The 14,858-nt window shown below is 39.4% G+C and carries 15 protein-coding genes; 9 read left to right on the top strand and 6 right to left on the bottom strand.

Features of this window, described 5'->3' with window-relative positions:
- Positions 1–145: 145 nt before the first annotated feature.
- On the top strand, positions 146–418 hold the full coding sequence (locus ABN099_RS01025) for a hypothetical protein (protein ID WP_349461826.1): 273 nt from the start codon (positions 146–148) through the stop codon (positions 416–418).
- A gap of 146 nt (positions 419–564) precedes the next feature.
- Here ABN099_RS01025 and argS read toward each other — a convergent pair whose 3' ends face one another.
- Complete coding sequence (gene argS / locus ABN099_RS01020) at positions 565–2,295, bottom strand: arginine--tRNA ligase (protein WP_349461825.1); 1,731 nt, start codon at positions 2,293–2,295, stop codon at positions 565–567.
- Between the two features lie 171 nt (positions 2,296–2,466).
- Here argS and ABN099_RS01015 point away from each other — a divergent pair, with 171 nt between their 5' ends.
- Together ABN099_RS01015 and cutC are read left to right on the top strand one after the other, a co-directional pair.
- Complete coding sequence (locus ABN099_RS01015; RefSeq protein WP_349461824.1) at positions 2,467–3,021, top strand: VOC family protein; 555 nt, start codon at positions 2,467–2,469, stop codon at positions 3,019–3,021.
- Positions 3,022–3,175: 154 nt separating this feature from the next.
- Positions 3,176–3,928 (top strand): copper homeostasis protein CutC, encoded by a 753-nt coding sequence (cutC, locus tag ABN099_RS01010; protein WP_349461823.1) that lies wholly within the window; start codon positions 3,176–3,178, stop codon positions 3,926–3,928.
- 121 nt (positions 3,929–4,049) lie between these two features.
- Here cutC and ABN099_RS01005 read toward each other — a convergent pair whose 3' ends face one another.
- The 5 genes from ABN099_RS01005 to ABN099_RS00985 all read right to left on the bottom strand — a co-directional run bounded on the left by ABN099_RS01005 (position 4,050) and on the right by ABN099_RS00985 (position 9,169).
- Positions 4,050–5,624 carry an ATP-binding cassette domain-containing protein gene (locus ABN099_RS01005; protein WP_349461822.1) on the bottom strand — a complete coding sequence of 525 codons (1,575 nt, stop codon included), beginning with the start codon at positions 5,622–5,624 and terminating at the stop codon, positions 4,050–4,052.
- Positions 5,625–5,906: 282 nt separating this feature from the next.
- Entirely contained in the window at positions 5,907–6,713 is an 807-nt protein-coding gene (locus ABN099_RS01000) for a hypothetical protein (protein ID WP_349461821.1), read from the bottom strand.
- A gap of 143 nt (positions 6,714–6,856) precedes the next feature.
- The gene (cmoB, locus tag ABN099_RS00995) at positions 6,857–7,831 is read right to left on the bottom strand and encodes a tRNA 5-methoxyuridine(34)/uridine 5-oxyacetic acid(34) synthase CmoB (RefSeq protein WP_349461820.1); all 975 of its coding nucleotides are present in this window, start codon (positions 7,829–7,831) and stop codon (positions 6,857–6,859) included.
- Entirely contained in the window at positions 7,831–8,583 is a 753-nt protein-coding gene (cmoA, locus tag ABN099_RS00990) for a carboxy-S-adenosyl-L-methionine synthase CmoA (protein ID WP_349461819.1), read from the bottom strand. Before cmoA ends, cmoB begins: the two co-directional genes overlap by 1 nt.
- 187 nt (positions 8,584–8,770) lie before the next feature.
- A complete protein-coding gene (locus ABN099_RS00985; protein ID WP_349461817.1) occupies positions 8,771–9,169 on the bottom strand; it encodes an MAPEG family protein in 399 nt (132 codons plus the stop codon).
- A 266-nt stretch (positions 9,170–9,435) separates the two neighbouring features.
- On the opposite strand from ABN099_RS00985, the gene aspS reads away from it, so the two are divergent.
- From aspS to ruvB, 6 genes are all read left to right on the top strand, one after another.
- Positions 9,436–11,220, top strand: coding sequence for an aspartate--tRNA ligase (gene aspS, locus ABN099_RS00980; protein WP_349461816.1), 1,785 nt, complete (start codon positions 9,436–9,438; stop codon positions 11,218–11,220).
- Positions 11,221–11,223: 3 nt separating this feature from the next.
- Entirely contained in the window at positions 11,224–11,658 is a 435-nt protein-coding gene (gene nudB, locus ABN099_RS00975) for a dihydroneopterin triphosphate diphosphatase (RefSeq protein ID WP_349461815.1), read from the top strand.
- Positions 11,659–11,686: 28 nt separating this feature from the next.
- Entirely contained in the window at positions 11,687–12,442 is a 756-nt protein-coding gene (locus ABN099_RS00970) for a YebC/PmpR family DNA-binding transcriptional regulator (RefSeq protein ID WP_349461814.1), read from the top strand.
- Between the two features lie 124 nt (positions 12,443–12,566).
- Positions 12,567–13,088 (top strand): crossover junction endodeoxyribonuclease RuvC, encoded by a 522-nt coding sequence (ruvC, locus tag ABN099_RS00965; protein ID WP_349461813.1) that lies wholly within the window; start codon positions 12,567–12,569, stop codon positions 13,086–13,088.
- Positions 13,089–13,191: 103 nt separating this feature from the next.
- On the top strand, positions 13,192–13,815 hold the full coding sequence (gene ruvA / locus ABN099_RS00960; RefSeq protein ID WP_349461812.1) for a Holliday junction branch migration protein RuvA: 624 nt from the start codon (positions 13,192–13,194) through the stop codon (positions 13,813–13,815).
- 12 nt (positions 13,816–13,827) lie between these two features.
- Positions 13,828–14,835: a Holliday junction branch migration DNA helicase RuvB gene (ruvB, locus tag ABN099_RS00955; protein ID WP_349461811.1), complete on the top strand. Its 1,008-nt coding sequence runs from the start codon at positions 13,828–13,830 to the stop codon at positions 14,833–14,835.
- Positions 14,836–14,858 lie beyond the last annotated feature (23 nt).

Below are 14,858 nucleotides of genomic sequence, written 5' to 3'. Positions count from 1 at the left end.
TAACTCAAATATTTCTCCATTTATTCGCTATACTAAATATAGTTACAAAGCGTTATGGTATTTTATCTTTTTAGTCTGGAGACTACTAAATAACCACTAAGTGTTTTTTAGTAACAATAAAAATAAGAGTGTTCAAGGAGCTACTATGAAAAAAGCAATTATTCTTTCTGTATCATTAGCAACATTATTTCTTGCAGGTTGTACGGCTGACGGAAAAATTAAAACCTCAAAACTTACCCCAGTGAACTGTGTCGGTGTTTTTAATAAAACGAATGAGAAAGTAAGCTTTACTGCAAAAGATGTCGATCAGCGCCTATATAGCCCTGATAAGCCTATTGATAGTGTAGATGGCTGGATTGAGCAAAAAGATATTACTGGTTTGCTGTGCCAAGACGTTATTAGTGCTAATGAAGATTAATCGCTGAGTAGCATTGGAAGTCACATTGTGTAAATTGCTTTAAATAGTTCGATTAGCTATATGAATAAGATATAACCTATAAATAAAAACCGATGGTTTATGCCATCGGTTTTTTTGTGCATTTAACTTATCAGCAAATCTGCGTATTACATTCTATCAACAGTTTCAATGCCCAGCGTGTCTAGACCTTGTTTTAAGGTTCTTGCGGTTAAACGAGCCAGTTTAAGGCGGCTTTGGCGCACGTTTTCATCTTCTGCGGATAAGATAGGGCAGTTTTCATAAAAACCAGAGAACGCTTGTGCTAAGTCATAAAGGTAAGCACACATAACATGTGGTGTTCCTTCACGAGCAACTTGCATAATGGTTTCTTCAAACTGAACTAAACGAATAGCCAACTGTTTTTCATGTTGTTCAGTCAGAGTAATAGGCTGAGTAAGTGTGCTTTCATCTATATCAGCACGTTTAAAGATAGAGGCGACACGAGTATAAGCATATTGCATATAAGGAGCGGTGTTACCTTCAAAACTTAACATCAGATCCCAGTCAAAAATGTAGTCAGTTGTGCGGTTTTTAGATAAGTCTGCGTATTTTACCGCACCAATACCAACAACACGTGCCACATTATTTAACTCTTCGTCATCCATATCTGGATTTTTTTCACGGATTAATACTTGTGCTCTTTCGTAAGCTTCATCAAGTAAATCGGTTAAACGAACCGTTCCACCGGAACGTGTTTTAAACGGACGACCATCTTTGCCTAACATCATGCCAAACATATGGTGCTCAAGTGACATTGAATCAGGGATATAACCCGCTTTACGTACAATGGTCCAAGCTTGCATCAAATGTTGATGTTGACGTGAGTCGATATAGTAAAGAGAGCGATCGGCATGCAGCACTTCGTGGCGATATTTGGCACAAGCAATATCGGTTGTGGTATAGAGGTAACCGCCATCTTTTTTCTGAACGATAACCCCCATTGGTTCGCCATCCTTGTTTTTAAATTCATCAAGGAAAACAACGGTTGCACCTTCACTTTCAACAGCAAGACCTTTTGCTTTTAAGTCAGCAACAATACCCGGTAACATTGGGTTATAAAGGCTTTCACCCATAATGTCATCTTCAGTTAATGTGACATTAAGGCGTTGATACGTCTCTTGGTTTTGTTGCATGGTGATATCAACCAATTTGCGCCACATTGTGCGACAATATTCATCACCACCTTGCAGTTTTACAACATAACCACGCGCACGCGCTGCAAATTCTTCATCTTCGTCATAGCATTTTTTCGCTTCACGATAGAACTCTTCAAGGTCTGCTAATGCCATATCAGCGGCATTTTCGTTCTGTTTTTTCTCTAAAAATGCAATCAGCATACCAAATTGGGTGCCCCAATCACCAAGGTGATTAGCTCGGATAATATTATGACCCAAATAAGATAAAGTACGTGCACTTGCATCGCCAATAATAGTTGAACGCAGATGACCGACGTGCATTTGTTTGGCAACGTTAGGAGAAGAGTAGTCAATAACGATAGTTTCAGGTTTAACCTTGGTAATATTAAGGTGTTCATCAACTAGTGCATTTTCTGCCTGCTGTGCAATCCAATCAGGAGATAAGAATATATTGATAAAACCAGGACCTGCAATCTCAACTTTGTCTGCAATGCCTGTAATATCAAGCTGTTCCAGAATTTTTTCTGCGAGTTGTCGGGGTGGGATTCCCATTTTTTTTGCAGCTCCCATGACACCATTAGCCTGATAGTCACCAAATTGTACTTTGGCTGACTGACGGACAAGTGGTTCGCTATCAGCGGGAGCGCCAGCAGCGCACATTGCCACACTGATTTTTTCTGAAAGAAAAGCCTGAATATTCACCGGGTTACCTTAAATTAATGAGAAAATAAAACCTGACAAGAAAAGGCTGGCAGGTTTTTATAGAAAATTAGATTTAACCTTGGATTTATAACATATTCTAGCTAGAACATGCTACTATCTGCGCCTTATCTTTAAGGGTTTTTCTCTGTTTTTTCATTAAGGTTACTCAAAATGGCGTTATTTTCCTCAATTCCACAATTAAAAGATTTAGCGAATGAACTTCCATTGTTTGAAGAAAAAATGACGCAATTAGCGGGTGAGTTAAATATTAACCTTAATGATTATCCTACTGATCATATCTCGTTACGTTGTCACGAACTGAAGTTAGCAGAACAGTGGCGAGCAGGGTTAAATCAGTGTGGAAGCTGTATTTCTGACAATATTATTAATGGTCGTCCCATCTATTTATTTAAATTAAATACGCCGTTAATGGTATTAAACCACACTGTTTTTATTGTGGAACTGCCTTTTCCAACGCATAAAACGTATTTATATCAGGGTTGGGAACATATTGAACAAGTGGTTTCTGTTAAGCCCGATTTGCTCGTAGATTCCGTCCTCTCTTTTTTACCTCATCCGCTACCTAAATCGTTTAGTATCAAAATTAGTGAACCTAAAGGCGATAAAGAACGTCTACCTAATCCAACCGTTGCCGTGAGTAACGGAGCGGTCACATTGAAGTATCATCCTTATTCGTTACAAAGAATCGTAGAAAGTGAGTGTTGAGCGACATATTCAGAAAATAGTTTGCTCGTGTCAGCACAAAATTCTGATAATGGAATTGAACGAGTAACGATATTCGGCAACTATTGTTATTAATCGCCGAGAAATGATATTTATTTTCTGATTACTTTCTGCATAAAGGATAGAGAGGGATGATATGACAAAGCTGGAGGTTTGTTGCTTTGGTGCGCAATGCGCCCTGACAGCAGAGCAAGCAGGTGCTGACAGAATAGAATTATGCGCAAGTCCATCTGAAGGTGGCGTCACACCAAGTTACGGAATGTTAAGACAAGTCAGAGATCTAGTACGTATTCCTGTTCATCCTATTGTTCGCCCTCGTGGTGGTGATTTTTGCTATGGGCAAGCTGATTTTGCTGCAATGAAAAATGATATTAGCCTTATTCGTGATATGGGTTTTTCAGGAGCAGTTGTTGGTATTCTAAATGAAGAAGGGCATATTGATTTACCTAAAATGGCTATTTTGATGGAATTTGCTGGATCACTAGAGATTACTTTTCATCGTGCTTTTGATATGTGTGTTAATCCATTATTGGCATTAGAGCAACTTACTCAATTAGGTGTATCACGTATTCTAACTTCAGGGCAACAAGCCAACGCAGAATTAGGTTTACCACTTTTGCGTATTTTAAATGAAAAGACACAAGGCCCTATTATTATGGCGGGTGCGGGTGTTCGCTTAAGTAATATACAGAAATTCTTAGAAGCAGGATTAAAAGAAATTCATAGCTCAGCAGGTAAGATTGCACACTCTACGATGAATTATCGTAAAGCCGGAGTCACCATGAGTTCAGATAGTGAAGTTGATGAGTTTACTCACTATTGTGTAGATGAAGACACGGTTGAAGCAATGAAAGATATTATGAGTATTCACTCTGCAATGATTTCTTAAATAGAACCCTATATGCTCGAACCGCGCTATTTGTGGCGCGGGCACTTTTCTTTTTAATTTTCAAATAACGCAAACAACCATATGTTATTTATTATTGTCTGCAATTAATCTACATTCAAAATTAATAATCATCTTCTAATAACAGCGTATGTGTAATAGCACATTGTTCTACAAATGCATTGTCATGTGAAACCAACAGAAGCACACCTTGATATTGTGCTAAGAGATTTTCTAATAACTGTTTAGATTCTATATCAAGATGATTATCTGGCTCATCAAGTAATAATACCGCGGGTGGCGTTGGACTATGTGTTAGAGCAAGTAAGGTCGCTTTTAATTGCTCGCCTCCACTGAGTTTTTCAAGAGGTAACATCGATTTATTACCTCGAATTCTTAACATACCAAGACGCGTTCGCCATTGCTCGATAGAAATTTCGGGTTGATAATCATGTAAAGCTTGTGCCACAGGGATGGTTTTATTGAGTAAAGTCAGGTGTTGATCTAGATAACAGAAATCTTTGCTAAGGCGGTATTCACCGGATAATGGTGAGACCTTGCCAATTAAACATTGTAATAAAGTCGATTTACCACAACCATTTTTACCTTTAATGTGCCAATGCTCACCACTATAAGCAGAAAAAGAGATAGGTGTGTGATAGCCAAAAGGTAAATGGAGATCGGAAACAAAAATCTGCAAACGTTGACCACTGGATTGATAATTTAAGGTGATTTTCTGCTGATGAATATGCGCCTTTTCTTCATCTAGCGTTTGACGCTGAGATTGCATATCCTCCATTACACGCTGATGACGTTTTGCAACTGCCGATTGACGCTGTTCAGCACGATTTTTTTGCATATCTAATAGCAATAAACATTGCGAACCACTTTGCCTAATAGATTCACCTTGTTGGCGTCTTTGTGCTGCTTTTTGTTGAGTGACTTGTTGTTGACGTTTCTCATTTTTAATTTGGCTATTAATACGCTCTGTTGCTGCATCTAAAGAGGCTACTTCAGCCCTTTTTTGTGTTTCATAAAGCGTGTAGTTGCCACCATATTCCGCTAATCCTTTATCCGTTAACTCAAAAATAGCGTCCATCTGAGATAATAATTGGCGATTATGGCTAACAATTAATGAGCCTGATTTATGTTGAGCGAGTTGTTTAATCAGCCATTGTTGTCCTATTGTATCGAGGTGGTTATCGGGTTCATCTAATAACAGAAAACAATTATCGTGTAAAAAAGCACGACATAGTGCTAATCGAGTCTGTTCACCACCACTTAAATAAACAACAGGTGTATCTAATGAAATGGGTAATTGAGCTGAATAAAGTAAGCTTTGCCATGTCACGGGCAGTTGCCATTTTCCATCAAGTAATTCAATGTCTTCCATTGAGGCAATGCCAGCATCGACACGTCTAAATGCTTGGTAAAGCTCACTGATTTCTAATGCCTCCGCTATTGTATTGCCCGTTAAGCGTGTTAACTGGTCAACATGAATAAAAGGTATATTCCACGTTATTTGTCCTGATGTTGGTGTTATTTTTTGTGCTAATAATCTTAGTAGCACAGATTTCCCTTTACCATTATGCCCAATAAGCGCATTTCGTTGACAAGAAAGTGAACGAGTTAATGGTGGGAAAAGTGCAGTTTGATTAAATTCAATGGTTAGCTGTGAAAAATGACAGGCGATAGTCATATATATACCTCCTAAGAGAAATAGGTGGCAGACAGCCAAGATCTTTTTTTAGAAAAGAGGCGATATAAACTATTGTCTGCCAGTAACAGAAAATAAATACTCAAAAGTATTTGTAAGGATTTTCTGGCAGAATTTAGTTCATCGTAGGGAAGTACCTTTTAAAATAGGAAGTTAAATAAAAAGCTAAATACGTGCGCATTATAAGCATGAAGAAAGTAGAACAACAATAGAGATATTTAGCATTCTGTGCGCCGTCGTTTACTTTTTATTGAGTGATTTATATTATTTTTTTAATTTTAGACGTAGCTTTTTATAGACCATTTTTAGTTGAATTATCGCCATACAAATAAAAGGAATACCATAGAATAAGGTACCATAAGCCATACCGACATGTGGAACATTAAAATAATCACTATGTTGAGGGATCAAATAGAGATAGTTAATTTCATTTAAATATTCAGGTGTTAAGCCACCATAAGGGACTAGGAACTTAAAAATCATGACAGAAAAAAGGCATAGCATAAAATTTAAAACTAATAGTGCAGAATAGAATAAATTCTTCCCCATTTCTTCTTTCGTTTTCACTTGATAACCACTGATAATTCGATTAGCAACAATCACAGCATAAAGCCAAATAATCAGGTTTTCATCACCCATAATCATACTATTGATAATAAGAGCAAATATTCCATAAAAAGGAATAAGAGCAAAAACAAGTTTAGTACGGGCAAATGCAGCCATAAAGACACCTGAATGCACGAGAATAAACTCAAATAAAAATAAAACGGTCAGATTATAGATGGTTTGAACTGAAAAACGCTCTGGAAACCACCAGACAGTAACAATAAAGGCGATATATAAAAACTGCGTGGCGTAATCAAATAATGAAAAGAATATTTTTATTCCACGTTGTAAGGGAGTTAATGCAATAGGCGCAGCAGAATGACTCTCAACAAACGAAGATAGCGCAAAAAGTTGATCTTCTGTTTGCTTCTCTTTTTGTCGTCTATTTTTCGACAACAAAGATTGCTGCTTTTGTTGCGTTATCTTTTTTTGAGCTAGATGTTTGCTGTTGTTTATATTTGCCATCGCTTATTTATAGTCGTCGCTATTGATATGATGTTTTAACAGGAATAAAGGCGAAAAGAACGAGTATGTATTATGCAAAAAAGGGATATACAATAAATTGATATCCCTTTAGATTTAAGAAAATAGTCGTATTAAAATTTGGCTTAAGGTTTGGTGGCAATTAATATTGCACGCTTTGGTGCTGGATAACCTTCAACGGTTTTGGTGTGATCATTCGGTTCTAAAAATGCCTCTAAAGAATCGGTTACCATCCACTCTGTTTTACGTTGCTCGCCTAATGAAGTGACGTTTTCATCTACAATACGAACATCTTTAAAACCACATTTTTCTAACCAAACTTTCAGCATTTTGGCTGATGGAATAAAATAGACATTACGCATTTGTGCATAACGCTCACCAGGAATTAAGCACTGGAATTCATCACCATCAATCACAAGGCTTTCTAAAACTAATTCACCACCAGAAACAAGTTGGTTTTTTAATTGGAATAGATGATCAAGCGGTGAACGGCGATGATAAAGCACTCCCATAGAGAATACGGTATCAAACGCATTGAGCTCTGGCATTTGTTCAATACCCACTGGAATTAAATGCGCTCGCTGATCATTACCTAATAATTTTCTGACGGCTTCAAATTGGCATAAAAAAAGCTGCGTTGGATCAATGCCAACAACCATGTCTGCACCTTCACCTAACATACGCCACATGTGATAGCCACTACCACAGCCTACATCAAGCACTAAACGACCGGATAATGGCGATAGGTGAGGTAAAACACGATCCCATTTCCAATCTGAACGCCATTCCGTATCAATATTAACGCCATAAAGGGAGAACGGACCTTTACGCCATGGCATTAAGTTTTTTAACACATTGCTTAAGCCAAGTTGTTCACCAGCGCTTAATGTGGGAGTGTGATGAGCTATCACGCCATTTTTTAAATCAATTTCAGTTGGAGTAATGTCGGGTAAACCGTCGAGCATTCTTTCCCATGAGGAAAAGTGACCGTGTAACGCATTTGAGCGCCACTCTGATAATTGAGCGGGTAATGTATCTAACCAATGAAAGAGACGCTCATCTTGAGCAATACGTTGATAAAACGAACTGAAATTAATCATTATTTATCGCCCTTGATTGCCAATAAGGAGCCAAAATTAAAACATTGAAACCAAACTTCAGCGTGAGGAAACCCTGCATTATGTAAGCGTGTTTTATGGGTTTCAACTGAATCTGTTAACATTACATTTTCTAACATACTGCGTTTTTGGCTAATTTCTAATTCACTATATCCGTTAGCTCGTTTGAAATCGTGGTGCATATTAAAGAGCAATTCACCAATTTGAGTGTCTTCAAAACTGAATTTTTCAGAAAGTACTAGCACACCACCGGGGTTTAATCCTTGGTAAATTCGGTTGAGTAGTTGTTGGCGATTGTCTGGCTCTAGAAATTGCAGGGTAAAATTAAGCACCACCATTGAGGCGTTTTTAATTTCAATATCAAGAATATCACCTTCAATAATTTCAACAGGCGTATCCGCTTTATAAGCATCGATATGACGCTGGCAACGTTCTACCATTGCCGGTGAATTATCAACACCGATAATTTTGCATCCTGCAACATCAATATTTCGGCGCATAGAAAGAGTTGCTGCACCTAAAGAACAGCCTAAGTCATAGACTTGACTATTAGGTGTAACAAAGCGACCCGCCAGCATTCCTATCATTGAGATGATATTTGAGTAGCCCGGTACTGAGCGCTTTATCATATCTGGAAATACTTCAGCGACTTTTTCATCAAAATGCCAATCACCAAGATTGGCAATAGGTGCGGCAAATAAGCTGTCTTGTTGTGGTGATTTTTGATTAGACATAACTAAAATAGGTTTAAGGAATAAAAGAAGTGAGCATTCTACCAGAAGCGACGGTGCTCACAAAGTTGGATTATTCAGAAAGAAATTAGAAAAAATAGATAAACCTTTTCGATACCTTGCCGTTATTAATCACAACAGCAAGGATGTCGGTTTTGATCAAGGATGATCATGTTATTCCAGCGAGGACTTAATAATAAAAGGAAAAGATTTGGATCCAAGGAAGGAAATAAATATTAGCGATGATCATCAGTACCATCGATAAAAAAGTCGCAGCCATTCCAGAACGACGCCAACGAAGTTCGCGATGTTTTAAACCATAGGCATGTAGGATTCGGCCTGCGATTAATATTGAGCCACAGATATGTACCATCCACACAAATGCGCCATTCATTTCCATGACAAGTAATAAAAGCATGGAAATAGGAATATATTCTACCGCATTACCATGAACACGGATGGCGGTATGTAACTCATAAAAGCCACCGTCACCATAAGCTACCCGGTATTGAGTTCTAAGTTTTACGACATTTAGGGACAATTTAATCAATAATAGTGCGCCCAATACGATATAAAGCGAGCTAACCATCTTTTCTCCACTGCCAAAACCAAAAAACGGCGAATTTAATGATAAACCTCAAAGCGGCTTCTGTCGCTATAAATAATTATTATTAATAAATTGTTTAGGGATTAGCAAATCCTTGAAAAGATGTATCATATAAACTAGGTCTATACTCTTATCTCCGGAAAGAATTTTCGTTATAATGTCTGCCTTTTTTTTGACACTACTCGAAAAAGACTATTGCCAAAATTTCCGCAGCAGAAAGCACAACAAGCTGAGTAAAAGGATATTGTATGCGTACTAATTATTGTGGGCAGTTGAATAGCGCCCATGTGGGCCAAAAAGTGACTCTTTGTGGTTGGGTTAATCGTCGTCGTGATTTAGGTGGATTAATTTTCATCGATATGCGAGATCGCGAAGGTATTGTTCAAGTTTTCTTTGACCCAGAGCAGAAAGAGGCATTTTCTCAGGCTTCAGAGCTGCGTAATGAATTTTGTATTCAAATCACAGGAACAGTACGTGCTCGCCCAGATAGCCAAGTAAATAAAAACATGGCAACTGGGGAAATTGAATTAGCAGCAGAGTCGCTGTCTATTTTTAATCGTTCAGAAGCTTTACCATTAGATAGCAACCAAACAAACACAGAAGAGCGTCGTTTAACCTATCGTTATTTAGACTTGCGTCGTCCTGAAATGTCAGGTCGCCTGAAAACGCGTGCGAAAATCACCAGTTTTGTTCGCCGCTTTATGGATAATGAAGGCTTCCTTGATGTTGAAACACCAATGCTGACTAAAGCAACACCCGAAGGTGCGCGTGACTATTTAGTTCCAAGTCGTGTGCATAAAGGTAAATTCTACGCGTTGCCTCAGTCACCACAGTTGTTTAAACAGCTATTAATGATGTCTGGTATTGATCGCTACTACCAAATTGTCAAATGCTTCCGCGATGAAGATTTACGTGCAGACCGTCAGCCTGAGTTTACTCAAATCGACGTTGAAACATCATTTATGAGCGCAGACCAAGTGCGTGAAGTGATGGAACGTATGATCCACGCATTGTGGTTAGATATTCTAAATGTCGATTTAGGTACCTTCCCAGTAATGACTTTTGCTGAAGCGATGCGTCGTTATGGTTCTGATAAACCAGATTTACGTAACCCAATGGAACTGAAAGACATCGCTGACTTAGTCAAAGATGTAGAGTTCAGTGTATTCGCACAAGCGGCTAATGACGAAAAATCTCGCGTTATCGCATTGCGTGTACCAGGTGGTGCTGCATTAACACGTAAAAACATTGATGAGTATACGCAATTTGTTGGCATTTATGGTGCTAAAGGTCTTGCGTGGATGAAAGTGAATGAAAGCGCAAAAGGCATTGAAGGTGTACAAAGCCCAATTGCAAAATTCCTGACTAACGATGTGGTTAATGCAATCTTAGCAACAACAGGCGCAACGGATGGCGACTTAATTTTCTTTGGTGCGGGTCGTCAAGGAACAATGAGTGATGCAATGGGGGCATTACGTCTGAAAGTGGGACGTGACCTTGAGTTAACGGATTTAAAAGCATGGAAACCACTGTGGGTTATCGACTTCCCTATGTTTGAAGAAGACGAAGAAACCGGTAGTTTAAGCGCGATGCACCATCCATTTACTTCTCCTAAAGATTTAACCCCAACTGAGCTTGCTGCACATCCTGTTGGTGCGGTTGCAAATGCTTATGATATGGTTATCAACGGTTATGAAGTGGGTGGTGGTTCGGTTCGTATTCACCGCAATGAGATGCAACAAGCGGTATTTAGCATCTTAGGTATTAGCCCTGATGAGCAACAAGAGAAATTTGGTTTCTTATTAGACGCGCTTAAATTTGGTACACCACCACATGCTGGTTTAGCATTCGGCTTAGACCGTTTAGTGATGTTGTTGACAGGAACCGATAATATTCGTGATGTTATCGCTTTCCCTAAAACAACTGCCGCGGCTTGCTTAATGACTAATGCACCAAGCTTTGCTAACGATGATGCATTAAAAGAGTTAGCCATTCAGGTGATCCAAAAAGAAGCTAGCGAAAATAAAGAGTAAATCATGAAATATAAGCGCCCGATATCTGTTTTAGTGGTTATTTATGCAAAAGAGACTAAACGGGTGCTTATGCTGAAGCGTCGAGATGATCCCGATTTCTGGCAATCAGTGACAGGAAGTTTGGAGGAAGGCGAAGCGCCTTTTCAAACAGCATTACGCGAAGTGCATGAAGAGATTGGAATTGATATCATAAAAGAAAATCTTGAGCTGGTGGATTGTCACCGCACGATTATTTATGAGATTTTTGCACATTTTCGACATCGTTATGCACCTGAGGTCACTCATGGTCAGGAACATTGGTTTGTGTTAGCACTTCCTTCTGAACGGGAAATTGAGCTGACTGAACACACACAATATCTTTGGTTAGATGCGCCACTGGCGGCACAATTAACTAAGTCAGCCAGTAATCAGCAAGCGATACAAGAATTTGTTATTTAAATATTAGACCACGTTTGGAGAAATTTTCATGGCAGGTCATAGTAAATGGGCCAACACTAAACACCGTAAAGCAGCGCAAGATGCGAAACGCGGTAAAATTTTCACTAAAATCATCCGTGAATTAGTTACAGCAGCACGTTTAGGCGGTGGTGATCCTGCAACTAACCCACGTCTACGTGCGGCAATTGATAAAGCATTATCGAACAACATGACTCGTGACACCTTAAATCGTGCAATTGCACGTGGTGTGGGTAATGATGACAACGATAATATGGAAACCATCATTTATGAAGGCTATGGTCCAGCAGGTACTGCTGTTATGGTTGAATGCTTAAGTGACAACCGTAACCGTACTGTTTCTGATGTTCGCCATGCATTTACCAAAACAGGTGGTAACTTAGGTACAGATGGTTCGGTATCTTATTTATTCACCAAAAAAGGTGTTATCTCTTATGCACCAGGTGTTGACGAAGATGCAGTAATGGAAGCTGCATTAGAAGCTGGCGCAGACGATGTTGAAACTTATGATGATGGTGCAATTGATGTTTACACCACACCAGAGTCATTTGGTGAAGTGAAAGATGCGATGGATGCGGCAGGCTTTGTTGCAGAAGCGGCTGAAGTTTCAATGATCCCTTCAACAAAAGCAGAATTAGATATTGAAACTGCACCAAAATTAATGCGTCTTATCGATATGTTAGAAGACAGTGATGATGTGCAGGAAGTTTATCACAACGGTGATATCTCAGATGAAGTTGCAAAACAACTGGAAGATATCCTGTAATCGTTCTAACGATTATCGAAAATAACGGTGTTTAACGCTGTTATTAAAAGTGCGAAGAGAAGAGCAGCGTAACATGTCTTGCTCTTTTCTCTCGCCATTGTCCATATCGGCAACAGGAATAGATATGGCTATCATTTTAGGTATCGATCCTGGTTCTAGGATCACAGGATATGGCGTTATTCGCCAGCAAGGACGACAGCTTATCTATTTAGGAAGTGGGTGCATTCGTACTCAGGTTCCTGATCTTCCCAATCGACTTAAACGCATTTATGCCGGTGTGAGTGAGATAATTACACAATTCTCCCCCGATGTATTTGCTATTGAACAGGTCTTTATGGCGAAAAATGCAGACTCAGCGCTGAAATTAGGGCAAGCCCGTGGTGTGGCGATATTGGCAGCCGTTAATAATGATTTACCCGTATTTGAATACGCTGCACGCCAAGTAAAACAAAGTGTGGTAGGAACAGGTGCTGCTGATAAAAGCCAAGTGCAACATATGGTGCGTTCAATATTAAAATTATCCGCGGCACCGCAAGCCGATGCTGCCGATGCGTTAGCAATCGCCATTACGCACTGCCATTTTAACCAAAACTTACTGCGAGTGGGTGATCCTCGGTTAGTGTTGGCGCGCGGGCGCTTAAGATAAGCGATAGTCGTGAGCATTGTCTTTGGTTTTACACAGGCTGGATATACGTCCAGCTTTTTTTATGTTATAAACTTGGCGTGATTAATTTTGCGGAGGTGCTAGCGTGATAGGTCGTATTAGAGGAATTGTTCTTGAAAAACAGCCACCAGTGGTGCTGATAGAAGCAGGTAATGGCGTTGGTTATGAAATTAATATGCCAATGACCTGTTTTTATGAATTACCTGATATTGATCAGGAGGCGATTATTTACACACAGTTTATTGTGCGTGAAGATGCTCAACTCCTTTATGGGTTTAATCAAAAACAAGAACGAGCGCTATTTCGTGAATTAATCAAAGTTAATGGTGTTGGTCCTAAACTGGCATTGGCGATTTTATCTGGTATGTCCGCGCGACAATTTGTCAGCGCAATTGAGAATGAATCTATCTCTTCACTGGTAAAATTACCGGGTGTTGGTAAAAAAACAGCAGAACGTTTAGTGGTTGAAATGAAAGACCGCTTTAAAGGGCTTAATGGCGATTTATTTGACCAAACCAGTGATATTGAATTGCCTGCAAGTCGTTCTCCTAAAGTACCAACAACGGCTGATATTGAATCAGAAGCATCAGCAGCACTGATTGCATTAGGCTATAAACCGCAAGAAGCTGCTAAAATGATTAGCCGAGTCGCAACTCCGGGAGCTGATAGCGAAACCCTGATCAAAGAAGCATTACGCGCGGCTATTTAGGAGTAACACATTGTGATTGAAGCAGATCGCCTGATTTCAGCAGATATTCAACAACCTGAAGAAGAAATAATTGATAGGGCAATTCGCCCTAAGTCTCTTGCCGAATATGTTGGGCAACCACAAGTTCGTGAACAAATGGAGATTTTTATTCAGGCGGCTAAATTACGTAATGATGCACTCGATCATCTACTTATTTTTGGTCCTCCCGGTTTAGGTAAAACCACATTGGCAAATATTATTGCTAATGAGATGGGGGTTAATTTACGCACAACTTCAGGTCCTGTATTAGAAAAGGCGGGTGATTTAGCGGCAATGCTAACCAACCTTGAGCCTCATGATGTCCTGTTTATTGATGAAATTCACCGCCTATCACCCGTAGTTGAAGAAATTCTCTATCCTGCAATGGAAGATTATCAACTCGATATTATGATTGGCGAAGGACCCGCTGCTCGTTCTATTAAAATTGACTTACCTCCTTTTACATTAGTGGGGGCAACAACTCGGGCGGGTTCATTAACGTCACCACTGCGTGATCGTTTTGGTATTGTGCAGCGCCTTGAATTTTATAATGTTGATGATTTGCAGCATATCGTTTCCCGTAGTGCCCATTTTATGGGACTTGAAATGACCAGTGAAGGTGCACGCCAAATCGCTATGCGTTCACGTGGTACACCACGTATTACCAATAGATTACTACGTCGTGTTAGAGACTTTGCTCAAGTGAAAGGCAATGGTGAAATTGATGAAGAAACGGCATCGAAAGCACTTGATATGCTTAATGTTGATGCCGCAGGTTTTGATTACCTAGATCGTAAACTGCTCTTTGCTATTATCGATAAATTTATGGGTGGTCCTGTTGGGCTTGATAACCTTGCTGCAGCAATTGGTGAAGAGCGAGAAACCATTGAAGATGTATTAGAGCCTTACTTAATACAGCAAGGTTTTATACAGCGTACACCAAGAGGTCGAGTTGCCACTAATCATGCTTATCGACACTTTAATCGTATAATGGAAGATTAATCACAACGTTATTGTGAAAATAA

Origin of the sequence: Proteus hauseri (assembly GCF_040139125.1) — a bacterium.
Classification (GTDB): domain Bacteria; phylum Pseudomonadota; class Gammaproteobacteria; order Enterobacterales; family Enterobacteriaceae; genus Proteus; species Proteus hauseri_B.
This window is presented reverse-complemented; position numbering and strand designations above follow the sequence as displayed.

Excerpts from the sequence above, each read along its gene's own strand:
- ABN099_RS01025 (WP_349461826.1), top strand. The coding sequence starts at position 146 with ATGAAAAAAGCAATTATTCTTTCTGTATCATTAGCAACATTATTTCTT.
- ABN099_RS01015 (WP_349461824.1), top strand. The coding sequence starts at position 2,467 with ATGGCGTTATTTTCCTCAATTCCACAATTAAAAGATTTAGCGAATGAA.
- cutC (WP_349461823.1), top strand. The coding sequence starts at position 3,176 with ATGACAAAGCTGGAGGTTTGTTGCTTTGGTGCGCAATGCGCCCTGACA.
- ABN099_RS01005 (WP_349461822.1), bottom strand. The coding sequence starts at position 5,624 with ATGACTATCGCCTGTCATTTTTCACAGCTAACCATTGAATTTAATCAA.
- ABN099_RS01000 (WP_349461821.1), bottom strand. The coding sequence starts at position 6,713 with ATGGCAAATATAAACAACAGCAAACATCTAGCTCAAAAAAAGATAACG.
- cmoB (WP_349461820.1), bottom strand. The coding sequence starts at position 7,831 with ATGATTAATTTCAGTTCGTTTTATCAACGTATTGCTCAAGATGAGCGT.
- cmoA (WP_349461819.1), bottom strand. The coding sequence starts at position 8,583 with ATGTCTAATCAAAAATCACCACAACAAGACAGCTTATTTGCCGCACCT.
- ABN099_RS00985 (WP_349461817.1), bottom strand. The coding sequence starts at position 9,169 with ATGGTTAGCTCGCTTTATATCGTATTGGGCGCACTATTATTGATTAAA.
- aspS (WP_349461816.1), top strand. The coding sequence starts at position 9,436 with ATGCGTACTAATTATTGTGGGCAGTTGAATAGCGCCCATGTGGGCCAA.
- nudB (WP_349461815.1), top strand. The coding sequence starts at position 11,224 with ATGAAATATAAGCGCCCGATATCTGTTTTAGTGGTTATTTATGCAAAA.
- ABN099_RS00970 (WP_349461814.1), top strand. The coding sequence starts at position 11,687 with ATGGCAGGTCATAGTAAATGGGCCAACACTAAACACCGTAAAGCAGCG.
- ruvC (WP_349461813.1), top strand. The coding sequence starts at position 12,567 with ATGGCTATCATTTTAGGTATCGATCCTGGTTCTAGGATCACAGGATAT.